The sequence below is a fragment of the Phreatobacter sp. genome, assembly GCF_027532945.1.
GTDB lineage: Bacteria > Pseudomonadota > Alphaproteobacteria > Rhizobiales > Phreatobacteraceae > Phreatobacter.
In genome coordinates this window covers 191,223-216,148 of the sequence record NZ_JAPZTZ010000004.1, presented here as the reverse complement: position 1 = coordinate 216,148, position 24,926 = coordinate 191,223, and the positions used below count along the sequence as shown (strand labels likewise).

General features: G+C 69.1%; 26 protein-coding genes and 2 tRNA genes. 10 read left to right on the top strand and 18 right to left on the bottom strand.

Annotation, left to right across the window (positions count from 1 at the left end; translation table 11 throughout):
- Positions 1-71: 71 nt before the first annotated feature.
- The 11 genes from O9344_RS03765 to O9344_RS03715 form a co-directional block, all read right to left on the bottom strand.
- Positions 72-1,703 carry an alkaline phosphatase family protein gene (locus tag O9344_RS03765; RefSeq protein ID WP_298472957.1) on the bottom strand — a complete coding sequence of 544 codons (1,632 nt, stop codon included), beginning with the start codon at positions 1,701-1,703 and terminating at the stop codon, positions 72-74.
- A 335-nt stretch (positions 1,704-2,038) separates the two neighbouring features.
- A complete protein-coding gene (locus O9344_RS03760) occupies positions 2,039-3,010 on the bottom strand; it encodes a Bug family tripartite tricarboxylate transporter substrate binding protein (RefSeq protein ID WP_298472955.1) in 972 nt (323 codons plus the stop codon).
- A gap of 120 nt (positions 3,011-3,130) precedes the next feature.
- Entirely contained in the window at positions 3,131-4,777 is a 1,647-nt protein-coding gene (locus tag O9344_RS03755; RefSeq protein ID WP_298472952.1) for a thiamine pyrophosphate-dependent enzyme, read from the bottom strand.
- A gap of 45 nt (positions 4,778-4,822) precedes the next feature.
- Positions 4,823-5,758 (bottom strand): oxygen-dependent coproporphyrinogen oxidase, encoded by a 936-nt coding sequence (hemF, locus tag O9344_RS03750; RefSeq protein ID WP_298472949.1) that lies wholly within the window; start codon positions 5,756-5,758, stop codon positions 4,823-4,825.
- Positions 5,759-5,819: 61 nt separating this feature from the next.
- The gene (locus O9344_RS03745) at positions 5,820-6,230 is read right to left on the bottom strand and encodes a DUF3574 domain-containing protein (RefSeq protein WP_298472947.1); all 411 of its coding nucleotides are present in this window, start codon (positions 6,228-6,230) and stop codon (positions 5,820-5,822) included.
- On the bottom strand, positions 6,227-6,637 hold the full coding sequence (locus O9344_RS03740; protein ID WP_298472944.1) for a response regulator: 411 nt from the start codon (positions 6,635-6,637) through the stop codon (positions 6,227-6,229). The genes O9344_RS03745 and O9344_RS03740 overlap by 4 nt, the downstream gene beginning before the upstream one ends.
- Positions 6,597-8,825 (bottom strand): ATP-binding protein, encoded by a 2,229-nt coding sequence (locus tag O9344_RS03735; protein ID WP_298472941.1) that lies wholly within the window; start codon positions 8,823-8,825, stop codon positions 6,597-6,599. The genes O9344_RS03740 and O9344_RS03735 overlap by 41 nt, the downstream gene beginning before the upstream one ends.
- 93 nt (positions 8,826-8,918) lie before the next feature.
- Entirely contained in the window at positions 8,919-9,269 is a 351-nt protein-coding gene (locus O9344_RS03730) for a metalloregulator ArsR/SmtB family transcription factor (protein WP_298472939.1), read from the bottom strand.
- Positions 9,270-9,407: 138 nt separating this feature from the next.
- Positions 9,408-10,445 (bottom strand): amino acid ABC transporter substrate-binding protein, encoded by a 1,038-nt coding sequence (locus O9344_RS03725; protein ID WP_298472937.1) that lies wholly within the window; start codon positions 10,443-10,445, stop codon positions 9,408-9,410.
- 36 nt (positions 10,446-10,481) lie between these two features.
- Positions 10,482-11,132, bottom strand: coding sequence for a L,D-transpeptidase (locus O9344_RS03720; protein ID WP_298472934.1), 651 nt, complete (start codon positions 11,130-11,132; stop codon positions 10,482-10,484).
- A 12-nt stretch (positions 11,133-11,144) separates the two neighbouring features.
- Positions 11,145-11,636: a hypothetical protein gene (locus O9344_RS03715; RefSeq protein WP_298472931.1), complete on the bottom strand. Its 492-nt coding sequence runs from the start codon at positions 11,634-11,636 to the stop codon at positions 11,145-11,147.
- A 276-nt stretch (positions 11,637-11,912) separates the two neighbouring features.
- On the opposite strand from O9344_RS03715, the gene O9344_RS03710 reads away from it, so the two are divergent.
- Together O9344_RS03710 and O9344_RS03705 are read left to right on the top strand one after the other, a co-directional pair.
- Positions 11,913-12,356, top strand: a complete 444-nt coding sequence (locus tag O9344_RS03710; RefSeq protein WP_298472928.1) for a response regulator — start codon at positions 11,913-11,915, stop codon at positions 12,354-12,356.
- 69 nt (positions 12,357-12,425) lie between these two features.
- The gene (locus O9344_RS03705) at positions 12,426-12,794 is read left to right on the top strand and encodes a hypothetical protein (RefSeq protein ID WP_298472926.1); all 369 of its coding nucleotides are present in this window, start codon (positions 12,426-12,428) and stop codon (positions 12,792-12,794) included.
- 15 nt (positions 12,795-12,809) lie between these two features.
- Here O9344_RS03705 and O9344_RS03700 read toward each other — a convergent pair whose 3' ends face one another.
- The 3 genes from O9344_RS03700 to O9344_RS03690 form a co-directional block, all read right to left on the bottom strand.
- Positions 12,810-13,538 (bottom strand): hypothetical protein, encoded by a 729-nt coding sequence (locus O9344_RS03700; protein ID WP_298472923.1) that lies wholly within the window; start codon positions 13,536-13,538, stop codon positions 12,810-12,812.
- 123 nt (positions 13,539-13,661) lie between these two features.
- Positions 13,662-14,003: a hypothetical protein gene (locus O9344_RS03695; RefSeq protein ID WP_298472921.1), complete on the bottom strand. Its 342-nt coding sequence runs from the start codon at positions 14,001-14,003 to the stop codon at positions 13,662-13,664.
- A gap of 110 nt (positions 14,004-14,113) precedes the next feature.
- A tRNA-Gln gene (locus O9344_RS03690) sits at positions 14,114-14,187 on the bottom strand.
- A 211-nt stretch (positions 14,188-14,398) separates the two neighbouring features.
- On the opposite strand from O9344_RS03690, the gene O9344_RS03685 reads away from it, so the two are divergent.
- The 6 genes from O9344_RS03685 (at position 14,399) to O9344_RS03660 (ending at position 20,853) form a co-directional block, all read left to right on the top strand.
- Complete coding sequence (locus tag O9344_RS03685) at positions 14,399-16,024, top strand: long-chain-fatty-acid--CoA ligase (protein WP_298472915.1); 1,626 nt, start codon at positions 14,399-14,401, stop codon at positions 16,022-16,024.
- A gap of 253 nt (positions 16,025-16,277) precedes the next feature.
- A complete protein-coding gene (locus tag O9344_RS03680; RefSeq protein WP_298472913.1) occupies positions 16,278-17,549 on the top strand; it encodes a DUF898 family protein in 1,272 nt (423 codons plus the stop codon).
- Positions 17,549-18,658 carry a M48 family metallopeptidase gene (locus tag O9344_RS03675; RefSeq protein WP_298472910.1) on the top strand — a complete coding sequence of 370 codons (1,110 nt, stop codon included), beginning with the start codon at positions 17,549-17,551 and terminating at the stop codon, positions 18,656-18,658. Before O9344_RS03680 ends, O9344_RS03675 begins: the two co-directional genes overlap by 1 nt.
- A gap of 17 nt (positions 18,659-18,675) precedes the next feature.
- On the top strand, positions 18,676-19,458 hold the full coding sequence (locus O9344_RS03670) for a DUF1499 domain-containing protein (RefSeq protein WP_298472908.1): 783 nt from the start codon (positions 18,676-18,678) through the stop codon (positions 19,456-19,458).
- Between the two features lie 9 nt (positions 19,459-19,467).
- Positions 19,468-20,613: a M20 family metallopeptidase gene (locus tag O9344_RS03665; protein ID WP_298472903.1), complete on the top strand. Its 1,146-nt coding sequence runs from the start codon at positions 19,468-19,470 to the stop codon at positions 20,611-20,613.
- Positions 20,614-20,664: 51 nt separating this feature from the next.
- Positions 20,665-20,853 carry a hypothetical protein gene (locus O9344_RS03660; protein WP_298472900.1) on the top strand — a complete coding sequence of 63 codons (189 nt, stop codon included), beginning with the start codon at positions 20,665-20,667 and terminating at the stop codon, positions 20,851-20,853.
- A 3-nt stretch (positions 20,854-20,856) separates the two neighbouring features.
- Here the strand turns inward: O9344_RS03660 and O9344_RS03655 are convergent, their stop codons facing one another.
- From O9344_RS03655 to O9344_RS03645, 3 genes are all read right to left on the bottom strand, one after another.
- Positions 20,857-21,069 (bottom strand): hypothetical protein, encoded by a 213-nt coding sequence (locus O9344_RS03655; protein ID WP_298472898.1) that lies wholly within the window; start codon positions 21,067-21,069, stop codon positions 20,857-20,859.
- 75 nt (positions 21,070-21,144) lie between these two features.
- Positions 21,145-21,405 (bottom strand): hypothetical protein, encoded by a 261-nt coding sequence (locus O9344_RS03650; RefSeq protein ID WP_298472895.1) that lies wholly within the window; start codon positions 21,403-21,405, stop codon positions 21,145-21,147.
- Between the two features lie 218 nt (positions 21,406-21,623).
- Positions 21,624-21,700, bottom strand: a tRNA-Pro gene (locus tag O9344_RS03645).
- Between the two features lie 122 nt (positions 21,701-21,822).
- Between O9344_RS03645 and O9344_RS03640 the strand changes: the two genes are divergently transcribed.
- Entirely contained in the window at positions 21,823-22,665 is an 843-nt protein-coding gene (locus tag O9344_RS03640) for a patatin-like phospholipase family protein (protein WP_298472892.1), read from the top strand.
- Between the two features lie 6 nt (positions 22,666-22,671).
- Here the strand turns inward: O9344_RS03640 and O9344_RS03635 are convergent, their stop codons facing one another.
- Entirely contained in the window at positions 22,672-23,376 is a 705-nt protein-coding gene (locus tag O9344_RS03635; RefSeq protein ID WP_298472889.1) for an HAD family hydrolase, read from the bottom strand.
- A gap of 137 nt (positions 23,377-23,513) precedes the next feature.
- Between O9344_RS03635 and thrC the strand changes: the two genes are divergently transcribed.
- Positions 23,514-24,926, top strand: coding sequence for a threonine synthase (gene thrC / locus O9344_RS03630; protein ID WP_298472887.1), 1,413 nt, complete (start codon positions 23,514-23,516; stop codon positions 24,924-24,926).

Here is a 24,926-nt window from a genome sequence, read left to right as displayed (position 1 = left end):
CTTGGGGGCGAGCGAAGCGTTTATAGGAGACCCGACCCGCCCGCTTGGCAAGCGGCGACGCCGTGCCTGCGTCACTCGATGCCGTAGGCCTTGCGCGCTTCCGCCACCTCCGCCTCGTCCCAGTAGCCGATGAGGATGCCACCGCGCAGCTGCCGCGCCGGACCATAGGTCTCGATGGTCGCATCCGGCATGGTGATGCGGTTGTGGTCGGTGAGCGCCCAGGCGAGGAGGTGCTCCTTCAGCCGCGCGCGAGTGGCCTCGTGCTCGGGATCATCGCCGAGGTCGCGATATTCGTTGGGGTCCGTCTGCAGGTCCCAGAGCATCGACCGGAAGCCCGGCGCGTGGACATATTTGAACCGGCCGTCGAAGACCATGAACAGCCGGCACTCGTCGGGCTTGCGGCCGAGGGTGCGGCGGGAATCCAGCATGGAATAGTCGTATTCGGAGATGGCGACGGGCCGCCAGTCCAGCGGCTTTTGCCCCCGCAGCAGGGGTTTCAGCGACCGGCCCTCGACGACATGGCGCGGCACCGTGCCGCCGAAATGTTCGATGAAGGTCGGCGCGAGGTCGATGGCCTCAACGAGCGCATCGCAGGTGGTGCCACGCGTGGCGTCGGCCTCCGGAGAGGGATCGACGACGATGAGCGGCACCTTCACCGAGACCTCGTGGAACAGGTCCTTCTCGCCGAGCCAATGGTCGCCGAGATAGTCGCCATGGTCGGAGGTGAAGACGATCATCGTCTTGTCCGTGAGGCCCTCGTCGTCGAGGAACTTGAACAGCACGCCGAGCTGGTCGTCGATCTGGCGGATGAGGCCCATATAGGCCGGGATGACGCGGCGGCGGACCTCCTCGCGGGCGAAATTGCGGGAGACCCGCATGTCCATGAAAGCGCCATAGACCGGATGCGGGTTCTGCCGCTCGAGATCCGAGCGGATGGCCGGCTTCACGTCGTCTTCCCCGAACATGTCGTGGTAGGGCGCCGGCGCGATATAGGGCCAATGCGGCTTGATATAGGAGAGGTGGAGGCACCAGGGGCGGCCGTCCTCCTTGGCCTCGCGGATGAAGTCCATGGCCCGGCGGGTCATGTAGGGCGTCTCGGAATGCTCCTCAGGGATATTGGCTTCCTTGTCGGCATGGGCGAGGAGCCAGCCGTTCTGCTTCTCGCCGTCCGGCCCGAGCCCTGAATTGGCGCGGTCTTCCCAGGGGTTGCGGGCCGGGAAGCCGTTTTTCTCCAGATAGGTGTCATAGGCCGGCCGGGCTGCGCCGGGCCGCGAGGGATGCAGGCCGTCGTCGCGCTCATAGGGCTCGAAGCCGCATTGCGCCGCCTCGACGCCGATGACCGAGCCCTTGGGGATGCCGAGCCGCTCCATGCCCTCGTCATCAGCGGTCATGTGGGTCTTGCCGACGAGGACGTTGCGCACGCCAAGCGCCTTCAGGTGCTGGCCGAGGGTCGGCTCGCCGATGCGCAGGGGGAAGTTGTTCCAGTTGGAGCCGTGCGAGCGCATGTAGCGGCCGGTGTAATAGCTCATGCGCGAGGGGCCGCAGACCGGCGACTGGACATAGGTGCGGGTGAAGCGCACGCCGCGCGCCGCCAGTGCATCGATGGTCGGGGTTTTCAGGCGCGGATGGCCGGCGCAGCTGAGGTAATCGAACCGCAGCTGGTCGCACATGATGAAGAGGATGTTTTTCTCGGCGTGCGGCATGGCGGGCTCGTGGGGCAGGCGGGCGAGGACAGTGCGTCGGGACGGCGGTGGCGGCAAGGGGAGTGGACAGGAGAGCCCATTCCGGGAGGGGTCAGGACTGCACAACGCTAGTGCGTCCTTCGAGGCTCGGCCTGTCGGCCTCGCACCTCAGGACGAGGACCGTGGTGAGTGGCAGAACGGTTCCGAGATGGCCGCGCCCGCCTAACGCCGACGGCCCATCCGCAGTGCACAACCCACCTCATCCTGAGGTGCGAGGCCCCCGGCGATGCGTCAGCATCGTCCGGCAGGCCGAGCCTCGAAGGACGCAGTTGGGCCGTGCAGGTCGTCGTTACCCCTCACGTCGGCCTGAACCCCGAAGCCTTCACCGCCGGGGTCCAGTCAGCGATGTCCTGCTTCTGGATCCGCCCGAGTTCCTCCGGCGTCGAGCCGGTGGGCACCATGGCAAGGCCCAGCACCTTCTCCTTCACCGCCGCATCGCGCATCGCCGCCATCACGGCGCGGCTGATGCGCCCCACCATCTCCGGCGGCGAGCCGGCCTTGGCAAAAAGCCCGTACCAGGCGCTGCCGGCGATGGCGATGCCGGCCTCGGTGAAGGTCGGCACCTCGGGCAGGAAGGGCGAGCGCTCGCGCCCCGAGACCGCGAGGATGCGGATGCGGCCGCCCTTGGCCAGCTCCGTCACGTCGGAGGTGGTGGTGATGACCATGGGCACCTGACCGCCGACGAGATCGGTGAGCGCCGGGGCCGAGCCGCGATAGGGCGCGTGGACCAGCGGCACGCCGATCTTTTCGGCCAGCAGCGCGCCGAAGAAATGCGGCAGGTTGCCGACGCCCGGCGAGCCATAGGTGGCGCGGCGCGGGTCCTGCTTCAGCCAGGCGACCAGTTCGGCCAGCGTCTTCGCCGGCGTGTCGGGATGGATGGCCAGCGCGAAGTCGAAAGTGGTGACGAGGCTCACCGGCGCGAGGTCGCGGACGGGGTCATAGGGCAGCTGCGGGAAGACGATGGGGTGGATGACCACCGGCGCGATGGGGGTGAGGAGCAGCGTGCGGCCGTCGGGCGCGGAATTGGTGACGGCCTGGGTGCCGATCTGCCCACCGGCGCCCGGGCGGGCCTCGACGATGGCCGGTTCTCCCAGCGCCCGGCCGACCTCGTCGGCGACGATGCGGGTCAGCGCGTCCCCTGCCCCACCGGCGGCGAAGGGGAAGATGAAGCGCAAGGGGCCGGACTGGGCGCGCAGCGCCGGGGCGGCGAGAGAGAGGGCAGCGGCGGTGCCGAGAAACGTCCGACGATCCAGCGTCCTGCGATCCATGATGACCTCCCCCGAAACCCGACCATGCCCCATGCGACGACGGCGAGACTAGCGCCAGAGCATCGCCTTGTCAATGATAAAATTCCTACTATCGGACTTTGGTCCGATAGAGGAATGATCTCAATAGGCCTTCACCGGGTGGATGAAGGGCCAGGGCGGCGCCTCCGTCCCCCGCGCCACCGCCACCTCGATCAGGGCCGGCGCGCCCTTGGCGAGCGCCGCCGCCAGGACCGGCTTCAGCGCGGCGGGGCTGTCGACACGGGCGGTGTCGAGGCCGAAGGCGCGGGCCAGGGCCGGGAAGTCTGGATTGACGAGGTCGGCGCCGATCAGGCGGTTGCCGTAACGGGTCTCCTGGTCGCGGCGGACATTGCCATAGGCGTTGTTGTTGAAGACCACGGTGACGAGGCCGATGCCGTACTGGACGGCGGTGACAAGCTCCTGCACGCCGAAGAGGAAGCCGCCATCGCCGGTGATCGAGACGACCGGGCGGTCGGGATGGGCGACCTTGACGCCGAGCGCCGTCTGGAAGCCGAAGCCGAGCGTGCCCTGGAAGCCGGAGGATACATAGGTCCGGGGCCGGCGAACGGGATAGCCGAAATAGCTGGTGAAGCCGGCCTGGCAGAGCTCCTCGACGAGCAGGCCCTCAGGCGGCAGGACCTCGCGGATGACGTCGAGATAGTCCATCTCCGGCTGCACAACGCGGATGGCGGCGGCGGCCTCCGCACGGGCCGTCTCGATGGCAGCGCGGTTGTCCGGCGGGCGGTGACCCTCCAGCGCGGCGATGAGGGCGGCGACGCCCTCGCCGGCATCGGCGACGAGCGGCGCATCGGCTTCGAGCCGGTCCATCTCGGCCGGGTCGATGTCAATACGCACGAGCTTGCGGCCGCCGTCGAGCCGGGTCGTCAGCGCCATCATGTTGGCCCAGCGCATGGTCGGCATCTCGGCGCGGGTGCCGATGGCGACGAGCAGATCGCACTGCTCCCAGAGGCGGAAGGCGGCATAGGAGGACAGGCCCCAGGGTCCCGCCTCGTCGACGACGCCGCGGCCGCCGCGGAAGGCGGCCACCGGCGCGCCGATCCGCTCGGCGAGGAGGCCGATGGCTGCGGCGGCATCCTGCGCGCCGGAGCCGGTCATGATGAGTGGGAAGCGCGCGGCGCGGATCAGACTGACGGCATGGGACACCGCCATGGCGTCAGGCTTCAGGGGCGCCTCGAGCACGGCCGCCGCGGCCTCCGGCACGTCCTCGGCTCCCGCCATGACGTCCCAGGCCATTTCCAGCGCCACCGGGCCGGGGCGGCCGGACTGCGCCTGGCGGAAGGCCTCGGCGACGAGGGCCGGGGCATCAGCCGGACGCTCGATCCGCTCGGCCCATTTGACGAGGGAGCGCAGCGTGCCAAGCTGGTCGGCGATCTCGTGGAGATGGCCGCGCCGCTTGCCGATGAAGGGCGTCGGGATCTGGCCGGTGAGGCAGACCATCGGCGTGTTGCAGCCCCACCCCGTGGCCAGCGCCGCGGTGGTGTTGAGCACGCCGGGGCCGGGCACGACCGAATAGACGCCGGGCTGGCCGGTCGAGCGGCCATAGCCGAAGGCCATGTAGCCGCAGGCCTGTTCGTGCCGGGCGCCGACGGTGCGGATGCGGTCGGACGTCTGCGCCAGCGCATCGAAGAGCGGGTACATCTGCGCGCCGGGCAGCCCGAAGACCGTGTCCACCCCGTTGGCGAGTAGGCCCGCGACGATGGCCTCGCCGCCTGTCATCCGCCGCGTCATGCTGATCTCCGAAACTGGGTCAATGGCCCCTGCCCGCCCGGCCCGTCAGGGCCATTTCACCACGGGCGGCAGCGACGACAGAATGCTCTCGACATTGCCGCCGGTCTTCAGGCCGAAGACCGTGCCGCGGTCGTGCAGCAGGTTGAACTCGACATAGCGGCCGCGGCGGATCAGCTGCTCCTCGCGATCGGCCTCGGTCCAGGGCGTCTGGACGTTGCGGCGGACGAGCTCGGGGTAGATCGCCGCGAAGGCGCGGCCGACCGACTGGGTGAAGGCGAAATCGGCGTCGCGGTCACCGCTGTCGAGATAGTCGTAGAAGATGCCGCCGATGCCGCGCGGCTCCTTGCGGTGCGGCAGGTAGAAATAGTCCTCGCACCAGGCCTTGAAGCGCGGATAGTCGGCGACCGCATGGCCCTCGCAGGCGCCCTTCATGGCGTCGTGGAAGGCGATGCTGTCGGCATCCTCCTGCACCCGCCGCCGATCGAGGACGGGGGTGAGGTCGGCGCCGCCGCCGAACCACATGCGGCTGGTCACCACGAGGCGGGTGTTCATATGCACGGCCGGCACGTTGGGGTTCACCGGGTGGGCGATGAGCGAGATGCCGGTGGCGAAGAAGCGCGGGTCCTCCATGGCGCCGGGGATCTGGCCGCGGAACTCGGGGGCGAACTCACCGTGGACGGTCGAGCAATGGACGCCGACCTTCTCGAAGACGCGGCCGGCCATCATGCTCATCACGCCGCCGCCGCCATCGGCGCCGCTGTGGTCGGTGCGCGACCAGGCCTTGCGGGTGAAGCGGCCGGCGGGGGCGGCGGAGCCGGCGAGCCCGTCCTCCAGGGCCTCGAAGCGGGCGCAGATATCGTCGCGCAGCGCCTCGAACCAGGCGCGGGCCCGGGCCTTGTGGGCCTCGACATCGGCCGGCAGCGGCGAGGGATCGGGGCGCGGTGCGTTGACGGCTTTCGGTGCTGCAGTCGGGGCGTTCATGGGCGCTCTTCTCAGGTGCGGAGCACGATCTAGCCTCGTCCTTCCGGCGCGCACAAGTCCGTCAGAAGGCGACGCAGGCGCGCCTGGTGACGATGCCGACGGAGTCCTGCGCAAAGCGAAGGCGATAGGCGCCGGCGACCTCGGCGAGGCGCGGCAGATCACGGGCCTCGTCTGACAGCACGATGGTGATGACCTTGGAGGGTTCGCGGATCAGCCGGCCGGAGGCCTCGCGGTACTGGCCGCGGGCATCGGTGATGGTCAGCCCATCGGGAAAGCGCGGTGTCACCTCGCGGTCGACGAAACCCGCGAAGGCCGTCTCGGAGACGCCGAGCCGCCCGCCGATATTGCGGCCGAAGAGCAGGTCCGCCACCAGCCGCTCGCGCCCTCCCGGCGGGCAGGCCGGTGCGCCGGTGGTGACGCAGCCGGCCAGCGCCAGTGAGGCCAGTAGCAGGGCGGCAAGCGCACGGCTCACGGCAGGCGGGCCGTGTCGTACCAGAAACCCTCGAGATTCTTCGCGAGGTCGCGATAGCCGTCGGAGGAGCGCGGCTTCACCAGATAGGCGTTGGCATGTTCGCGATAGGACCGGCGAATGTCCTCGTCGCGGTCGGAGCTCGAGAAAATCAGCGTCGGCAGGGTCCGCGTCGACTCATCGGCGCGCAGCCGCCGCAGCACGTCATAGCCATCGAGGCCAGGCATGGAGAGGTCGAGGAGCACGAGGTCGGGGCTGTCGCGGGCGATCTCGGCGAGCGCCAGTTCGCCGCTCTCGGCGTGGCGGATGTCGACGGCGCCGCCGGTCGCCGCGAAGGCGTTGCGCAGGAACAGCACCTCGTTCGGGTCGTCATCGACCAGCAGCATCGACCGGCTGGGTTTTGCCATCATCGCCTCCCGTCCTGCGCTCCGCCTTCACCTGCCGACGCGGCAGGGTCAGCTGGAATCGTGCGCCCTTTGGCCAGTCCTTGTCGAGCCAGATTTCGCCGCCGTGGCTCTCGACGATGCGCCGGCACAGAGCGAGGCCAAGCCCGATGCCGGGATAGCGGCTCTCGTCGCGGTGCAGGCGGCGGAAAATCTCGAAGATGCGATCGGCATAGAGCGGATCGATGCCGATGCCATTGTCCTCCACCGCGATCTCCCAGAAGCGGCCGGCCGGCCGGGCGCGGATCTTCACCACAGGCGGCTCGTCGCCGCGGTATTTCACGGCGTTGCCGATGAGGTTCTGGAAGAGGCGGACGAGCAGCTCCTGGTCGCCCTCGATGGTCGGCAGGTTGAACACCTTGATGGTGGCGCCTGCCGCCTGGATATCGGCATCCAGCAGCGCGACCGCATCGCTGACCACCGCGGCGAGATCGACCGCGTCGCGCTTCTCCAGCGCATAGGCGACCTGGGTATAGGCATTGAGGCTGCGGATGAGGCGCTGCATCCGGTCAACGCTGCCCTGGATCTTGGCAGCATAGCCGGCCGCTTCGGCGTCGGTGTCGGCGACACGGGCGCCGAGCATGTCGGAGAACATGTTGATGTGGCGCAGGGGCGCCTGCAGGTCGTGGGAGACGATGGCGGAGAACTGCCGTAGCGACTCGTTGGTCTGGCGCAGCTTCGTCTCCTGCTCCTGGCGCTCGGTGTCGTCGCGCACCACCACCATGATGCAGGCCTCCTCCGGCGTGGCCTGGGGCACGCGGCTGTAGGCGGCCTGGATCCAGACCCAGTGGCCCTCCTTGTGGCGCAGGCGGTGGAGGCTGAAGCCGAGGTCGCGTCCTTCGGCTATCGCGCGGTTGACGCCGTCGACGCGGCGCCAGTCGTCGGGATGGATGATCGCGGCGGGGTTCACCGCCAGCATCTCCTGCGGCGTGTAGCCGAGCAGCCGCTGGCAGGAGGGCGAGGCGTAGAAGATGCGCCCCTCGACATTGCGCAGGATGATGGTGTCGCGGGCGTTGTCGGCAAGCAGGCGATAGCGCTCCTCGCTCGCCTCAAGCGCCGCGCCACGCTCCTCGATGCGGCGCTCCAGTTCGCGGTTGGCGCGGGCGAGCGCAGAGGCCTGCAGGTGAAGCTTCACCGAGGCGCGGCCGAAAGCCTCGCCGACCCGGTTGACCTCGGCGACGTCGGTGCGCGGCACGACGGTGAGCTGGCCGCGCTCCATGGTGGCGGCGGCCTCGACCATGGCGTTGGCGGCGCGCGACAGGCGGCGCACCAGGATGGCCGCCAGGGCGATCGACAGGACGACGAGCAGCAGGCCCACCACCGTGACGCCGCCGAAGGTGCGCCAGAGCGCAGCGTCGATGGCGCTTTCCCTGAGGCCCAGGGTCACCAGCCAGCCGCTGAGCGGCGAGCGCTGGTAGTAGGCCCTGACCTGCAGCCCGTCGGCATTGATGCCATTCCAGGAGCCGGACCGTCCGACCGCAGCGTCGAAGGAGGGCAGTTGGCGGCCAACAGAGGCCTCGTGATTGGCCGAGCGCGCGATGATCAGGCCGGAGAGGTCGGAAAGCGAGGCGAAATAGGGATCGGTGACGCCGGCCCTCACCATGACGCGGTGGAAGACGTCGGGGCTGAAGGTGTTGGAGACGAGCGCCACCACCGTCCCGTCGCGGACCACCGGCACGAAGATGGCGACCGCATAGGTGCTGGTGCCGCGGCTGATGAAGAGGTTGGAGAAGACCGGCTGGCGGCTGCGGATCGCCTCGGTCATCGGCTCGAGGAGCGGCCAATGGGGCAACGCCTCGCCTGCCGGCAGGCCGGTATCGACGAGGAGGCGGCCGTCAAGCGCCCGCAAGCGGATGTCAACGCCGGATTCGGTGAACTGCCGGGCCTGGGCATCGAAGGCGGCATGGTCGCCGGCGTCGATGGCGGGGGAGGTCGCGAGCACCCGCAGGATATCGAGGCGGCTGGAAAGCATCCGCTCGATCTCGGCAGCGACATCCTCGGTGCGCTGCTCGCCGACGAGCTTGAGCCGGGCGATCTCAGCCTCGGCATAGCGCCAGGACACGGCCAGGGAGAGGAGCATGAGCGGCACGACGATCACCGCCGCGAAAGCGACGAGATAGACCGCCAGTGACCGCTCCTTGCCGAGCTCCCGCACCCTGTCTCCCTCCCCGCCGGCTCCATGGCCGATTCGCAAACCGCTTCTGCGGGAAACATACCAGTGGCGCGCAGCGCCAGCGCTGGCCGTGGATCAGGCCATACCGGGGTCCGGGCGGCAGAAGATGTCGTGGACGACGCCGATGACCCGCCGGACATCGTCACTGGCGAGGCTGTAGACGACGCTCTTGCCCTCGCGGCGGGTGGCGACGAGGCCGTCCGCCCTCAGCCGGGCGAGCTGCTGCGACACGGTCGGTTGCGGCAGGCCGAGCAGCGCCTCGAGTTCGCTGACGGTGCGCTCCTGCTCGGACAGGAGGCAGAGCAACAGCAGGCGATTCTGGTGGGCGAGCGCCTTCAGGAAGTCGGCGGCCTCGCCGGCCCGGCGCGTCAGGCTCGCGGCATCGGCGGTGGGGCTGGCAGGGGTCGGGGCGGCGGCAGGCGGCATGAAGGCCTCCCTTCGGAGCTGGGCCGCTCGTCCGGACGAGGATGGCGGCAGCTTCAGCGCTCGATGAGCGACATGCTTCTACAAAGCGCCCGCCGCCGCCTCAACCAATTTCATCTGAAACTACCGGGCCGCGACGGCTCACCGCAGCGGCGGCGCGTAGAGAATACCGCCCATGGACCAGAGCTGGTTGAGCCCGCGCGGGATGGCAAGGCGTGAGCCGGCCCCGACATTGCGCTCATAGACCTCGGCATAGTTTCCGACGGCCCTGACGGCACGGATGGCGAAGGCATTGTCGAGGCCGAGCTTGGCGCCGAGGTCCCCCTCAGCGCCGACGAAGCGGCGCACGTCCGGCTTGGTCGAGCGCAGCGCATCCTCGACGGTGGCGGTGGAAATGCCGAGCTCCTCGGCATTGACCAGGGCGTAATTGACCCATTTCACCGCATTGAACCAGGCGAGGTCGTCGTTGCGGACGACCGGCCCGAGCGGCTCCTTGGAGATGACGTCCGGCAGGATCACAGCCTCGCCGGGCTTCGCCAGCTTCAGCCGTTCGGCAAAGAGGCCGGACTGGTCGGTGGTCAGCACGTCGCACTGGCCCGCCTCCAGCGCCCGCAGCGCCTCTGCGGCGGTCGGCAGGGTACGCAGGGTCAGGCGCATGGAATTGGCGCGGAAGAAATCCGCGACATTGCCGGCGCTGGTGGTGCCCTCCTGGACGCAGACGGGCACGCCGTCGAGTTCGAGGGCCGAGGTGATGGCGGGACGGCGCAGCACCATGAAGCCCTGCCCATCGTGGAAGGTGATGCCGGCAAAGAGCAGGCCGAGCACCGCCTCGCGCTCCAGCGTCCAGGTGGAGTTGCGCGACAGGAGATCGATGCGGCCGGCTTTCAGCGCGTCGAAACGCTCGCTGGCCGAGAGCGGCACATAGGTCACCTTGGCGGGATCGCCGAGCACGGCGGCCGCGACCGCCCGGCAGAAATCGACGTCGAAGCCGGACCAGGCACCGGAGGCGTCCCGGTCAGAGAAGCCGGGCAGGCCCTGGCTGACACCGCAGGTGAGGCTGCCGCGCTGCTTGACCGTGGCGAGCGTGCTGGCATCCGCCGCCGCCGACCAGCCGAGAACAAGCGCCGCGACGAGGCCGGCGAGGCGACGGACGGAGGCGAAGGGACTGGCGAGCGGCATGGCAGGCTCCGGGCGTCGCGGATCGGCGACAGGCGATCAGAGGGCGGCGGCGTGGCGGATGACGACCTTCGAGCCGACAGGCACGCGGGTGTAGAGGTCGATCACGTCGCCATTGGCGAGGCGGAAGCAGCCGGAGGAGACGGCATGGCCGATCGTCTCGGGCTGGTTGGTGCCGTGGATGCGGTAAACCGTGGAGCCGAGATAGAGCGCCCGCGCGCCCATGGGATTGCCGGGACCGCCGGCCATGAAGCGCGGCAGGTAGGGCTGGCGCTGGATCATCTCGGGCGGCGGCGTCCAGTCCGGCCATTCCGCCTTGCGCGAGATCTGCACGAGGCCCGACCAGGTGAAGCCGTCGCGGCCGACGCCGATGCCGTAGCGCAGCGCCCGGTTGTTGCCGAGGACGAGATAGAGGAAGCGCTCGGAGGTGTGGACGACCAGGGTCCCCGGCCTCTCATTCGAGCGGAAATAGACGAGCTGCCGGGCGAAGGGTCCCTCGGTGATGATCACCTCCTCGGTGGAGACACGGCCCGGCTCGTCGCCGATCGACATGGTCTCGCGCATGGCGGCGGGAGAGGCGGCCTGGCCGAAGGCGGCGGCCGGCAGGACGGCGAGAGAAACCGCAAGGGCGAGGCGGCGGAGAAGGGCCGATAGGGTCATGGCAGAGGACGTCATGGCGGGGGGTGTCATGGCAGGCTCCGGTCAGCGGGCGGCGGTGGCCGGGGCGCCGCCGGGGCAGCGCACATAGACGAAGGTGCCGTAGCGGGCGTGGACGTCCGGCGCGACGAAGCGCATCACCATGATGGTCTCGGTCAGCGACAGGATCTCGCGGTCCTGGGGGTGGCCGGGCGGAGCGTCGAAGCCGAGGAAGGTCTTGCCGTCGCTGGTGCCTTTCAGCGTCAGTTCGTAGAGCTTGGGATCGTCGGCGACATGCATCATCACGCCGTCCGAGGGCCCCTTGGTGATGACATAGGGCAGCCGGCAATGCTGGCGGGCCATGGCCTCGGTGCGGGGGCGGTCGCGGTCCTCGCGATAGCTGGCGACACCCCAGGAGCCGATGAGGGCGGTGACGGGATAGGCGGCGCGCGTCGCCTGCGGGACCGGCGCCTGGGCGACGGGCGGCGGCGTCGATGCGCAGCCGGCCAGCGCCAGGGCGGCGCAGGCGAGGCCGGCCATGGCGGCAAGCGGCCTCAAGGGGCGACAGGATGACGTTTCGACCAGCACCAGACACCCCCGCGCGTTCAGCAACAGCAGTGAAATGTGGTTTCACCGTTTTGGCAATGGGGCAGGTCACCTAGCGGCATGCCGACCGGGGCGACGGCGGCATGATGGTAACACCGTGGTGATTGCTTCCCCGCGCATCGTCACCCTATTCTCGCCTGTATCGGCGCGCGGGGAAGATTCTCGGTCCCGCCGCGCCGCAGGGTTTTTCACAGACTGTTTCGTCCTTGCCAGGCTACGGGGACCCACATGCGGCAGTTGACCCGCATCATGATCGTCGATGACGAGCTGCACGACATCGGCTTCATGATCCAGTTCTTCGAGGAATGCCTGGCGGACTGCACCTTCGAGACTTTCAGCTCGGCGGAGGAGGCGCTCGCCCGCCTGCATTTCTCCGATGCCCGCGGCGACAATCCGGCGCTGCCCGACGATCCCGACATCATCATCCTCGACCTGTCGCTCGGCGCGATGGACGGGTTCGAGTTCCTGACGCGGATCCGCGGTGACGAACTGACGCGGCACATCCCGGTGATCGTCATCTCGGGCGATGGCACCAGCCAGGCTGTGGACAAGGCCTATGAGGCCGGCGCCAACACCATGTTCCGCAAGCCGGCCTCGCTGCAGGGCTACCGGGCGATGATCGGCGCCATCGTCGACTATTGGCAGAAGACCGCGCGCCACGCCGCGGCGTGAGCCGCTTGAGTTCGCCGCAGCGGCGGTGCAAGTGCGCGTGGCTGATCCCCGCCGCGACCGAGACGATCCATGACCCGTGCGCCTGCCCACGCTGCCCTGCCCTTCGCCGCCCTCCTCCTTGCCGCCACCGCCCTGCCCGCCGCTGCCCGCGACGCGCAGTGCCGGATCGAGCAGAACGGCCGGGTGGCACTGGAGCGCATCTGCGATTTCCAGCCCGACGGACGCGACGGCTCCTTCGGCCTTTCGCCGCGCGGCGGCGGCCAGGGCGCGCTGTTCGGACCGATCCTGTCGGTGAGCGTCTCGATCATCGAGCCGGGGGTCGCCGAGGTGCGCGGCCTCACCCGCGACGGCATCAATTCGCGCTGGGGCACGGCGCGCCGGTCGACCACGGACCGAGCCTGCTGGGACGGCGCGGACTTCCGGATCTGCGTGCGCTAGGCCGATCCCTTCGGCTCACCCGGCCTCGGCAAGCCGGGTGGACCGCGCCAGCCGCGCCTCCTCCAGCAGCTTGGTTGCGAGGAACATCAGGAAGCCCATTGCCAGCATGGTCTCCCCGACCTCCTGGTCACGCCAGACAATGACATCGCCCGGCCGAAGGACGGCGATGCCATAGCGGTCCGACAGAGACTTCGCCAGCTCGAGGCCGATGTAGATGAGGGAGCAGATCAGGAAGTAGGCGGAGGTGTACCACTGGGTCGCCACCTCCCTGATGAAGGCGCTCCGGTCGGCAAGGCCGAGCGGGCGCGCCAGCCAGGAGAGCCCGCCCACCAGCCCCACGGCGATGTAGATCGGATGGAGCACCCTCTGCACCGGGTAGAGATTGTGGATGTTGATCTCGTTCTGGGAGCTGTGCCGCCGGAACCATTCGGGGGTGGCGATGTCGAACAGCCGCTGCCCCCAGCTGATCTCCTCGATCGCCACGAAGAGCAGGCCGCAGGCGAGCGCCAGATAGGCGAACCGAATGAGGCCCGAGGACGGTCCGGACCGGGTGGCTGCGACGCGCCAGGCGAGAAGCGCCGCCAGGAAATAGGCGGCGGCCTGGATCGTTTCGAGCGCGCCATCCTCCTGGATGAAGCGGTGATAGGTGTCGGGGCTGGCGATCTTCAGGGCCAGCAGCAGGCCGAAGACCAGACCGGCGACAAGGAAGACCGTCCGCTTTTCCCATGGCGACATGGAGGTCATGTATCATGACGTGAGGGCAGCCTGGGCAAGGAGACTTACCGTGCACAGCATTTTTCGCGTTTGACGTGTGCCGCGATGACCAGGAGCCGCAGCTGGTGCAGCGTTGCGGATGCCAGGCCCCGCTCAGTCGCCGGTGACCTCGGTCGGCGCGTCGTGGGCAAAGCCCAGTTCACTCGCAACCGAGCGCATGAGCACCATCTGCTGCTCGGCGACCTCTGCCGACAGCGGGACATTCCGCGAGAGATTCACGGCGAAGAGCGCAAGGTTGCCCTCGACGAGCTGGAGCACGCGCTCCGAGGCCGGCTCGCCGCGGCGCGAGACCAGCGCGGCGTGCTGCGTCTCGGCCGAGCAAACAAGGGGCGCGGCCTCGATCCTCAACGGACTGGCACTGGCTGCGGGCAACAGGACGAGAGCCCCGAGGCACAGGATGCCTGCGGCGGCCCCCGTGAAGGGGAACGTGGTCATGGGAAGGGTCCAGCTTTGGGGGCTCGCGGCGACAGCCCTGCGCGAGCGGGATCATGAGCTGGAAACGAGGGAAACGGCGGTTTTGTTCCCGCAAGACGCTGCGGCAAGCCTGGCTGGGTCGCTAGGATTCGAACCTAGATAGCGGGTACCAAAAACCCGAGTCCTACCATTAGACGACGACCCAGTGCGGCCGGGAGCCATGCTCCGGCGTCAGGCGGGGCGGACCATAGCGATGTGATCGCCGCCGTTCAACGCCCGGTGTGGATCGTCGGCGCCGCACGCCACTGCCGAAGGCCAGAGGGACGCGTCTGTGGACGCCGCTCCGCCTCCTGCACTAGGTTTCGCCACCGATCGGCCGCCCGCCCGGCCGCAAACAAAGTGTCGTGGAGGACGCCATGCTGGGTCTGATGCAGGACTGGCCGCTGCTGATCTCGAAGGTCATCGACCATGCCGGGCTCTACCACGCCAACCGCAAGGTCATTTCCCGCTCCGTCGAGGGGCCGATTGTCGAGACGACCTATGCCGCGATTCGCCGCAACGCCCTGCGCGTCGCCAAGCGGCTGGAGAAGGACGGCATCGGGCTCGGCGACCGCGTCGGCACGGTGGCCTGGAACACCTGGCGCCACCTCGAGGTCTGGTACGGCATCACCGGCATCGGCGCGGTCTACCACACGCTGAATCCGCGCCTGTTCCCCGAGCAGATCGCCTGGATCGCCAATCATGCGGAAGACCGCATGATGATCATCGACCTCACCTTCGTGCCGCTGCTCGAGAAGCTGCAGGACAAGCTGCCGACGGTGGAGCGCTATGTCGTGCTCACCGACAGCGCGCACATGCCGCAGACGAGCCTCAAGAACGCGGTGGCCTATGAGGACTGGCTGAACGAGGTCGATGACGACTTCGCCTGGAAGAGCTTCGACGAGAACACCGCCGCCGGCATGTGCTACACCTCCGGCACGACGGGAAACCCCAAGGGCGTCGTCTATTCCCACCGCTCGAACATCCTGCACTCGCTGATCGCCAACGGTCCGGACATGCTGGGCCTCGCGGCGCGCGACGTGATCCTCCCGGTCGTGCCGATGTTCCACGCCAATGGCTGGTCGCTCGCCTTCACCGCGCCCATGGCCGGCACGACCATGGTCATGCCCGGCCCGAAGATGGACGGCGCGTCGATCTATGAGCTCCTCAACACCTACAAGGTCACCCATTCGGCGGCGGTGCCGACGGTCTGGCTCATGCTGCTGCAGCATCTCGAGCAGAACGGCCTGAAGCTGCCCCACCTGCGCAAGACGATCATCGGCGGCTCGGCCTGCCCGCGCGCCGTCACCAAGACCTTCCGCGACGTTTATGACGTCGAGGTGCTGCATGCCTGGGGCATGACCGAGCTGAGCCCGATCGGCACGGTCTGCTCGATGAAGCCGGAGGTCGCCGACCTCACCGGCGAGGCCTGGCTGGACGTGAAGGAGACCACAGGCCACCCGCCCTTTGGCGTCGAGATGAAGATCGTCGACGACGCGAAACATGAGCTTGCCCGCGACGGCAAGGCCTTCGGCCGCCTCGTGGTGCGCGGCCCCTCCATCGCCGCCGCCTATTTCAAGAACGAGGGCGGCCAGATCCTCGACGAGGACGGCTTCTTCGACACCGGCGACGTCGCCTCGATCGACCCCAATGGCTACATGCGGATCGTCGACCGCTCCAAGGACGTCATCAAGTCCGGCGGCGAGTGGATCTCCTCCATCGACCTCGAAAACCTCGCGGTCGGCCATCCCGATGTGGCCGAGGCGGCGGTCATCGGCATCGCCCATCCGAAATGGGACGAGCGGCCGCTGCTCATCGTCGTGCCGAAGGCCGGCCGCACGCCGACCCGCGACGGGCTGCTCGCCTATATGGACGGCAAGATCGCGAAGTGGTGGATGCCGGACGACGTGGTGGTGGTCAACGAGATCCCGCACACCGCCACCGGCAAGATCCAGAAGACGGCACTGCGCGACCAGTTCAAGGCCTATCGCTTCCCCGGCTGAGCCTGCTGGTTTGCAACAGCGAAGCGCGTGCGGCGTCGTGGCGCTGCAACGCCGGGGCGGCTAGCATGGCCTCCGTCATCGACCGGAGGATGGAATGACGGAAGCCCCCCCGCCGGGTCCCACGGACCCGTCCCGGTCGGGATCATCGCCGCAGCGCGCAACCCCGGGGCCCTGGGGACCGCGCTCGGCCGCGACCGCCATGGCGGCGGCGGAAGCCTCACTGTCCGCGGCACGGACGACCTCGGTTCCGCCGGTGGGGTCCCCTCCCCCCGCAGCGCCCGCCGCGGCGGCGGCGACGCGCATGGTCTTCACCGGCCAGGGTGGCGAGCTCTTCGGCCTGCTCGTGCGCGGCTACGTGCTGCAGGTCATCACGCTCGGTCTCTACCGGTTCTGGTTCACCACCGAGATCCGCCGCTACTACTGGGGCCACAGCTTCGTCGGCGCCGAAGACATCACCTATACCGGCCGGGGCATGGAGCTGTTCAAGGGCTTCCTGATCGCCCTCGCCGTGGTGCTGCCGATCCAGGTCGCGGCCTTCCTCATCCTGCTCGGCCTGCCGCAGGCGGAGATGGTGGTCTCGGCCACGGTCTTCCTCGCCTATGCCCTGCTCGGCCAGTTCGCCGTCTATGCGGGCCGCCGCTATAGGCTGACGCGAACCTCGTTCCGCGGCCTGCGCCTGCGCATGACCGGCTCGGCCTGGTCCTATGCCTTCAGGGCCTTCGGCCTGTGGATCCTCGTCGTGCTCTCCCTTGGCCTGTTCTACCCCTGGGCGACGGCGTCCATGGAGCGCATGAAGATGCGCAACACCTGGTATGGCGACGTACCGGGCGATTTCACCGGCAGCCCGCTCGTGCTGTTCCGGCGCGGCATCCTGCTCTGGCTGATGGCCCTCGCCCTGCCGGTCCTTGGGGTCGTCTCCCTCATCGCCTCGGTGCCGCCGGAGGCCTGGGACGCGCTGTGGCTGTGGCTGGACGGCTCGAGCGCGCGCATCCCGACGGCGGTCGGCCTCGCCATCGCCGCCCTGACGGGGATCGGCCTCCTGACCATCATCGTCCCCATCCTGCTCTTCCCCGCCTTCCAGGCCATCACCTTCCGCTGGCGCATGGAGGGCACGCGGATCGGAGGCGCGTCCTTCACATCCGGCTTCACGGTGGGCGCCTCCTACCGGGTCTATCTCCTCGGCGCGGTGGCGCTGTTCGGCGTGCTCATCCTGCTCGGCATCGTCTCGGCCATCGGGTTCGGCGGCATCGCCACCGTGGCGGTCCTGCGCGGCGGTGACGGGTTCGACTCGACCACCGCCGGGGTGATCGGCATCGTGCTCGTGGCCCTGGCCTATCTCATCCTGTTCGGCACGATGTGGATCGCCAAGCAACTGCTCATCGACCTGCGCCTGCAGCGCGCCCGCCTCGCCTCGCTGGCGGTGGTGAACCTTGCCGCGCTCGACAATGCCCGCGCCAACAATGTCGATGCCTCGGCCATGGGCGACAGCCTCGGCAGCGCCGTTGATTTCGGGTTCAGCACCTGATGCCCTCGATCCCCGCCCACTACTACGACGGAATCACCAGCCGGCGGCAAGCGGTGGAGGTCTCGCTGCATCCTGAAGGGCTCGCGATCTTCTCCGGCGAGGGCCTCGTCGTCGCGCGCTGGCCCTATGCCGCCATCCGCCGCATCGAGGGGTTCCGCGGCAACGGCCTCGCCATCACCCGCGTGCCGGAGCCGGGCTCGACGGCCGAGCCGCGGCTCGAGGTCACCGATCCCGCCTTCGCCGCGGATCTCTCGGCACGGGCGACGCTCTCCCTCACCGGCTCCGACAGCGGCCGGCGCGAGCGGCGCTCGGTGGTGCTCTGGGCGCTGGCGGCGGTCGCCTCCCTCCTCGGCCTCGCCTATTGGGGCCTGCCGGCGCTGGCGGGACGCATCGCACCGCTGGTGCCCGCCTCCGTGGAGCAGCGGCTCGGCGCCGCCATGGACCCGCAGGTGCGCACCGAGTTCGGCGGACCGCGCGGCCTCAAGACCTGCACGGCACCGGCCGGCGTCGCCGCGCTCGCCAATCTCGTCGGCCGCTACGAGCGCGCCGCCGGCCTGCACGTGCCGCTCACCGTCGTCGTGGTCGACAGCCCGATGGTCAACGCCTTCGCCCTGCCGGGCGGCTACATCTACGTCATGCGCGGGTTGATCGACAAAGCCCGTGGCCCCGACGAGGTGGCGGGCGTGCTCGGCCACGAGATCGGCCATGTGCGCTATCGCCACGGCCTGCAGGCGGCGATCCAGTCCGGCGGCCTCGCCTTCCTGCTCGGCACGGTCTTCGGCGATTTCGCCGGCGGCACGGCCATCCTCATCGCCTCGCGCACCCTGCTCTCCAGCGCCTTCTCGCGCGATGCCGAGCGGCAGGCCGACGCCTTCGGGGTCGATCTCATGCTCAAGGCCGGCGGCGATCCCGACGGCCTCGCCCGCTTCTTCCGCGTCGCCGGGGCGGACGGGATGCCGGGCGTCCTCACCTGGCTCAACAGCCATCCGGCGGGACCGGAGCGCGAGGCGGCGATCCGCAAGCTTGCCGAGAACAAGCCGGTGGTCGCTGCCGCCCTGTCGCCTGAGCAATGGCAGGCCCTGCGTGCTATCTGCAGCACGACCAGCTGAGCCGGAACCCAGCCCGCATGCCGCGCAAACCCCTCGTGGAACCGACCTCCCGCCTTGCCGTCTGGGGCCTGAGATTCGTGCTTGCCGGCATGGCGGTGATGCTGGTCGCGATCCTTGCCGCGCGCACCGACCGGCTGGACGGCTACCAGGCGGTGGTCGGGCTCGCGCTGGGCCTCGCCATCGTCGCGACCGGCGTGCTGCTGGCGGTGATCGGCGGCATCGTGATCTGGGTGACGGGCTATGGCGGTGCCCGTCAGGCGACGCTCGCCGTGGTGCTGGGTCTTGCCGTCTCCGCCTATCCAGCGGCGCTGATGGTGATCGGGGTGAGGTTGCCGGCGCTGAATGATGTCACGACCGACATCACGGACCCGCCGTCCTTCGGCATCGCCGCCATGGCGCGGCCGTCCAACGCCAATTCCGTCGCCTATCCCACCGCCTTCGCGCCGGTGCAGCGGCGGATCTATCCGGAGATCCGCGGCATCGATGTCGACCTGCCGGCGGAGAGCGTCAACGAGATCGTCAACGACCTCGTGGAATCACGGCGCTGGACCGTCCTCGACCAGGTCGACTATCGCGGCCCGGACCGCGAGGGGCGGGTCGAGATGGTGACGCGCTCGCTGCTGCTCGGCTTTCGCGACGACATCGTCATCCGCATCCGCTCGGTGAACGGGCGCGCCCGCATCGACATGCGCTCGGCCTCGCGGTACGGACGGCAGGATTTCGGCGAAAATGCGCGGCGGACCATCGCCGCGCTCGACGAGATGCGGGTTGCGGCGCGGCGCGCCCAACGCGAACGATGAGGGACTGACATGAGCATTCGGGCCGCGACCGTTCCGCTGCACGAGGACGAGGTGATCGAGGGCATCCGCCGCTGGGTGTCGATTGAAAGCCCGACCCACGATCCGGCCGGCGTCGAGGCCGTGCTGGACGCCGTGGAAGACGATTTCAAGGGCCTGCCCGTCAGGTTCGATCGGGTGGCCGGCGTCGATGGCTATGGCGGGATCCTCAAGGTGTCGAGCGCCGAGGCCTCCAACGAGAAGCCGATCCTCGTCCTCACCCATATCGACACGGTGCATCCGAAGGGCACGCTCACCGGGCGCCTGCCCTTCCGCCGCGAGGGCGACAAGCTGTTCGGGCCGGGCCTCTACGACATGAAGGGCGGCGCCTATCTGGCGGTCGCGGGTTATCGCGCGCTGGTGCGGGCCGGTGTCCCGACGGCGCGGCCGGTGACCTTCCTCTTCACCCCCGACGAGGAGGTGGGAAGCCCCACCTCCCGCGCCATGATCGAGGAGGAGGCCGCCAAGGCCGCCTATGTGCTGGTGACCGAGCCTGCCCGCGACGGTGGCCGCATCGTCACCGCCCGCAAGGGCGTCGGCCGCTTCACCATCACCTGCACCGGCCGGCCCGCGCATGCGGGCGCGCGACACCAGGACGGCCGCAGCGCCATCCGCGAGATGGCGCACCAGATCCTCGCGATCGAGGGCATGACTGACTATGCCCGCGGCATCACGACGACCGTTGGCCTCGTCAAGGGCGGCACCGCCGCCAATGTCACGCCGGAAACCTGCACGGCGGAGATCGACCTGCGTGTGCCCGATCCGAAGGTCGGCGAGGAGATGGTCGCCCGCATCCTCGGCCTCAAGCCGGTGACACCGGACGTCGCGGTGACGCTTGAGGGTGGCATCAACCGGCCCGCCTATCCGAAGACCGAGACGATCGTCGCGTTGCTCGACCGCGCCAAGGCCGTCGCCCATGCGGTGGGCTTCGATCTCGCGGATTGCCCGATGACCGGCGGCGGCTCGGACGGCAATTTCACCGCGGCTCTCGGCGTGCCGACGCTCGATGGTCTCGGCATTGACGGCGCCGGCGCCCACACGCTGGAGGAACATGGTTTGGTTTCCTCCATCCTGCCGCGGGCCCGTCTGCTTGCAGGTCTGATGGAAACGCTGAGGTAAGGGGCCGTCGTCTATGCTCGCGGCGACGGTCCTTCACGGAGCCCCCGCGACATGGCGGAAATGTGCGGCAACTGCCGGAACTACCTGGATTCGCGCGGGATCTGCCGCGCCCATCCCCCGACCGCCAAAGACGACGGCTCGGCGCGCTGGCCGTCGGTCTCGCGCAGCGACTGGTGCGGGGAGTACAAGGTGCTGCCGCCGCCGGTGAACCAGGGCCTGCGCAAGCTCGAGAGCGCCTGAGGTTCAGGGCCGGCTTACGGACCAGAAGCCCCAGTAGAGCATCAGCAGGGCGAAGGCCGACCCCAGACTGGCGATGAGCACCCACAGGACCGGCTTGCCGGTGACGGCGGACCGCGCCGTGTCGGTGCTGATCACCTGCGGCCCCGGCGCATCGTAGGACGGCGGCGGGTGCTGGCGGCGGTCGGGTTCGACAAGGTCGGAGGATTTATCGGCCATCGGGTTCTCCTGCTATCGCGGGAGAAACGAGGGGCGGTGGAGCCGGGTTCCGCCCAGGCGCCCTAGGAGCGCGGACTAGCGGGTCAGGCGCGCTGCCTGCATGAAGCGGGTGTTGACGTCAAAGCTGCGGACAACGAGATCCTGGATCCCGCGAATGAGCGCGAGCTTCCTGTCCGGGTCCAGCTCACCCGAGTCGATGAGCGCAGCCGCTCGGCCGAGGGCGGCGGTCGCGTCCGCCATGGCGCGGACGACCAGGATGGGGCTTGCCGGATCGAGCGATGGGCCGCGATCCTCGCCGAACAAAGCGACGACGTTCCCCTGTTGCAGACTCGCCATGCCATCACTCCCAACTGCCCAAAAATTTTGCAGCTGCACGAGGATTAGTGCCACAGAGTGAACAGAGCGTTAAACGTGCCGCAACGTAATGTATTTTATTTGATGCAAAGCTGACGTTGTACGGCAGGCAGTGCAGTCAAGGGGCGGCGCCATCTGCGGGCGGATCGTGTATTTGTCAGAGGGTGCTCGCGTAGGCCCGACCGCGCCAGAAAGGCCGCTGGTCGGAGTGGCAGGATTTGAACCTGCGACCCCCACGTCCCGAACGTGGTGCGCTACCAGACTGCGCTACACTCCGCCTCGCGAACAGGCCGCGTGTATAGCGATGCCTCCGGCGCCGCGCAACCCCTGTCGGGCCGGCTTTCGACAAGATGGCTGGCATGGCTCGACGGGGCCTTCGACCGGTGGTTGGATAGGGCCATGAGCCGACATTCCTTCGATGCCGTCGCCTTCGCGGGCGGCGGGAACCGTTGCTACTGGCAGGGCGGTTTCTGGGACGCCTTCACCGCCATCCACCCGCAGAGGCCGGGGCTGGTTGTCGGTGTCTCGGCTGGTGCCTTCCAGGCCTGCTTCTCGCTCATCGGCGAGGGCGACCGCGTCCGCCGCATCGTCATCGACGCCTGCGCCACCATCGAGCGGGAGCTGGACTGGGGCCTGCTCCTCAAGGGCCGTTCGCCCTTCGTCGTCGCCGACCTCTATCGCGACCTTCTGGCGACCGTCTTTGGGCCGCTGGAAGTCGCGGCGCTGCGGGCGGCCCCGGAGATCCTCATCCAGGTGACGCATCCGCCGCGCTGGATGCCGGCCATCGTCGCGGCTTATGCGGCCATCGGCGCCTATCAGGTCGAGAAGGTTCTGCTTGGCGCCGCCCATTCCCGCGCCGGCCGCCATGTCGGCCTCACCGCCGGCCAGGTGTCCACGCATCAGGTGGAGACACCCGAAGCCCTGGTCGAGGCGTTGATGGGAACGGCCGCAGTGCCCCCTTTCATGCCGGTCGGTCGCATTGACGGGCGCCCGGCCCTCGATGGCGGGCTCGTCGACAATCCGCCGCTCGACCGCATCGCGGCGGTGGAGGCGTCAGGCGGGCGGGCGCTGGTATTGACGACGCGCGCGGGCAAGACGGTCGCGGCGACGGAGACACGGAGGGTGGTGCAGCCTTCCGTGCCGATCGTCACCAGCCGCTTCGCGGTGACCGACGGCGCGGCGATCCAGGCGGCCTATGAGCTGGGACTGCGCGACGGCGAGGCCTTCGCGCGGAGCCTGTGAGGCGGTTCAGCCGCGCGCGTCCAGCCAGGCCTCAAGCTCCATGAAGGAGGGCAGCACCACGTCGGCATGGTGTTCGAAACCCTCCGGCACCAGCGGCCCCGAGGTGACGCCGACCGCAATGACCCCCGCGGCCCGCGCGGCGTGCATGTCGTGAAGGCTGTCGCCGACGAGGACGACCTCGTGCGGCGCCATGCGCCAGGCGTCGAGGAAGGCGGTGATCTGCCCCGGCGCGGGCTTGCGGCCATGGCCGGAATCCCAGCCGACGATGAAATCGAAATGGTGGTCGATGCCGAGACGGGCGGTCTGGCTGCGGGCGCCATTCTCGGAATCGTTGGTGACGACGCCGAGCACGAGGCCGCGCGCCTTCAAGGCTTCCATCACCGCCGCAGGTTCGCCAATGGGGGTGAGACCGGCGAGCCCTTCCTCGACGAAGAGCACATCCATCTCGTCGGTGAAGGCTGAGGAGAAGGGCCGGCCGAGCGCCTCCGCCCAGAGCGGGCCGTAATCGGCGGAGGAACCCGCGACGAGCGGCGAGGTGGGGTGGAAGCGCATCGCCGCCTCGTCGAACGCGGAGACCGCCATCAGGCGCTCGATGCCGGCACGGTCGCCCTCAGCCATGCGTTCCATGACACGGTAGGCGGCCGGCCCCCAGGTGCGGTCGAAATCGACGAAGGTGCCGTCCTTGTCGAAGAGAATGGCGCGAATGGTCATGCGAGGCTCCTCGCCTGCCCCTGTGACACGGTCATGACGGGCGGTCCAGCAATGAGGCCGCGGCCTTGCGGGCTTGCCTTGGCAGGCCTGTCGGCCTAATCCCGCCGGGACCAATGCCGCGCGCCGGAGATCCCGCCATGCGCTATATCTCGACCCGGGGCGAGGCTCCGGTGCTCAACTTCCCCGACGCGCTGCTGGCGGGCCTTGCCCGCGATGGCGGCCTCTACGTGCCGGAGACCTGGCCGACGCTGGACGCGCAGGCCATCGCCGCGCTCTCCGGCCAGTCCTATCCCGAAATCGCCCGCCGCGTCCTCGCGCCCTTCGTCGCCGGCTCCATCGCCGAGGCCGACCTCTCGCGCATGATCGACGAGGCCTATGCAAGCTTCCGCCACCCGGCCGTGACGCCGCTGGTGCAGCTCTCCCCCTCCGAATGGGTGCTCGAGCTGTTCCACGGTCCGACGCTCGCCTTCAAGGACTGCGCCATGCAGCTGCTCGGGCGGCTGATGGACCATGTGCTAAAGGCCCGCGGCCAGCGCGCCACCATCGTCGGCGCCACGTCGGGCGATACCGGCGGTGCCGCTATCGAGGCCTTCAAGGGCCTCGATCAGGTCGACGTGGTGATCCTCTTCCCCGAAGGGCGCGTCTCCGACGTGCAGCGGCGGATGATGACGACGGTGGATGCGCCGAACGTCCATGCGGTGGCGATCGAGGGCACGTTCGACGATTGCCAGGCCATCGTGAAGGGCCTGTTCAACAACCATGCCTTCCGCGACCGCGTGCGCCTGTCGGGCGTCAATTCGATCAACTGGGCCCGCATCGTCGCGCAGGTCGTCTATTACTTCGTCGCCGGCGCCGCCCTCGGCGCGCCGGGCCGCGCTGCCCGTTACGTGGTGCCGACCGGCAATTTCGGCGACGTCTTCGCCGGCTATGTGGCCAAGCGCATGGGCCTGCCGGTGAGCGAGCTCGTGGTGGCCACGAACGTCAACGACATCCTGGAGCGTACGCTGCGCACCGGCCGCTACGAGGTGACCGGCGTCGTGCCGACATCCTCGCCCTCGATGGACATCCAGGTCTCCTCGAATTTCGAACGCCTGCTGTTCGACGCCGAGGGCCGCGATGCCGGCGCGGTGCGGCGGATGATGGCGGGCCTCGCCCAGTCCAACAGCTTCTCCATCGGCGAGACGGCGCTGGCCGCCATCCGCTCGGAATTCGCCGCGGCGCGGGCCGACGAGGCCGAGGTCTCCGGCACGATCCGCGCGACGCTCGAAGAGGCCGGTTACCTCCTCGACCCGCACACCGCCGTTGGCGTCGTCGCGGCGCGCAAGGTGGCGGCCGATCCGGCCGTGCCGACCGTGGTGCTCTCCACTGCCCATCCCGCGAAGTTCCCGGACGCGGTGGAGGCCGCCTCCGGCGTTCGCCCGGCCCTGCCCGCCTGGCTCGGCGAGCTCATGACGCGCGAGGAGCGCATCGCCCATCTGCCGAATGCGCAGGAGGCGGTGGAGGCCTATGTGCTGGAGAAGACCCGCGCGGCGGTAGCCGGCGCGGCGTGA

Bases quoted from the DNA above. Each gene is read 5' to 3' on its own strand.
- O9344_RS03765 (WP_298472957.1), bottom strand. From the start codon at position 1,703: ATGCCGCACGCCGAGAAAAACATCCTCTTCATCATGTGCGACCAGCTG.
- O9344_RS03760 (WP_298472955.1), bottom strand. From the start codon at position 3,010: ATGGATCGCAGGACGCTGGATCGTCGGACGTTTCTCGGCACCGCCGCT.
- O9344_RS03755 (WP_298472952.1), bottom strand. From the start codon at position 4,777: ATGACGCGGCGGATGACAGGCGGCGAGGCCATCGTCGCGGGCCTACTC.
- hemF (WP_298472949.1), bottom strand. From the start codon at position 5,758: ATGAACGCCCCGACTGCAGCACCGAAAGCCGTCAACGCACCGCGCCCC.
- O9344_RS03740 (WP_298472944.1), bottom strand. From the start codon at position 6,637: ATGATGGCAAAACCCAGCCGGTCGATGCTGCTGGTCGATGACGACCCG.
- O9344_RS03730 (WP_298472939.1), bottom strand. From the start codon at position 9,269: ATGCCGCCTGCCGCCGCCCCGACCCCTGCCAGCCCCACCGCCGATGCC.
- O9344_RS03725 (WP_298472937.1), bottom strand. From the start codon at position 10,445: ATGCCGCTCGCCAGTCCCTTCGCCTCCGTCCGTCGCCTCGCCGGCCTC.
- O9344_RS03720 (WP_298472934.1), bottom strand. From the start codon at position 11,132: ATGACACCCCCCGCCATGACGTCCTCTGCCATGACCCTATCGGCCCTT.
- O9344_RS03710 (WP_298472928.1), top strand. From the start codon at position 11,913: ATGCGGCAGTTGACCCGCATCATGATCGTCGATGACGAGCTGCACGAC.
- O9344_RS03705 (WP_298472926.1), top strand. From the start codon at position 12,426: ATGACCCGTGCGCCTGCCCACGCTGCCCTGCCCTTCGCCGCCCTCCTC.
- O9344_RS03700 (WP_298472923.1), bottom strand. From the start codon at position 13,538: ATGACCTCCATGTCGCCATGGGAAAAGCGGACGGTCTTCCTTGTCGCC.
- O9344_RS03695 (WP_298472921.1), bottom strand. From the start codon at position 14,003: ATGACCACGTTCCCCTTCACGGGGGCCGCCGCAGGCATCCTGTGCCTC.
- O9344_RS03685 (WP_298472915.1), top strand. From the start codon at position 14,399: ATGCTGGGTCTGATGCAGGACTGGCCGCTGCTGATCTCGAAGGTCATC.
- O9344_RS03675 (WP_298472910.1), top strand. From the start codon at position 17,549: ATGCCCTCGATCCCCGCCCACTACTACGACGGAATCACCAGCCGGCGG.
- O9344_RS03670 (WP_298472908.1), top strand. From the start codon at position 18,676: ATGCCGCGCAAACCCCTCGTGGAACCGACCTCCCGCCTTGCCGTCTGG.
- O9344_RS03665 (WP_298472903.1), top strand. From the start codon at position 19,468: ATGAGCATTCGGGCCGCGACCGTTCCGCTGCACGAGGACGAGGTGATC.
- O9344_RS03660 (WP_298472900.1), top strand. From the start codon at position 20,665: ATGGCGGAAATGTGCGGCAACTGCCGGAACTACCTGGATTCGCGCGGG.
- O9344_RS03655 (WP_298472898.1), bottom strand. From the start codon at position 21,069: ATGGCCGATAAATCCTCCGACCTTGTCGAACCCGACCGCCGCCAGCAC.
- O9344_RS03650 (WP_298472895.1), bottom strand. From the start codon at position 21,405: ATGGCGAGTCTGCAACAGGGGAACGTCGTCGCTTTGTTCGGCGAGGAT.
- O9344_RS03640 (WP_298472892.1), top strand. From the start codon at position 21,823: ATGAGCCGACATTCCTTCGATGCCGTCGCCTTCGCGGGCGGCGGGAAC.
- O9344_RS03635 (WP_298472889.1), bottom strand. From the start codon at position 23,376: ATGACCATTCGCGCCATTCTCTTCGACAAGGACGGCACCTTCGTCGAT.
- thrC (WP_298472887.1), top strand. From the start codon at position 23,514: ATGCGCTATATCTCGACCCGGGGCGAGGCTCCGGTGCTCAACTTCCCC.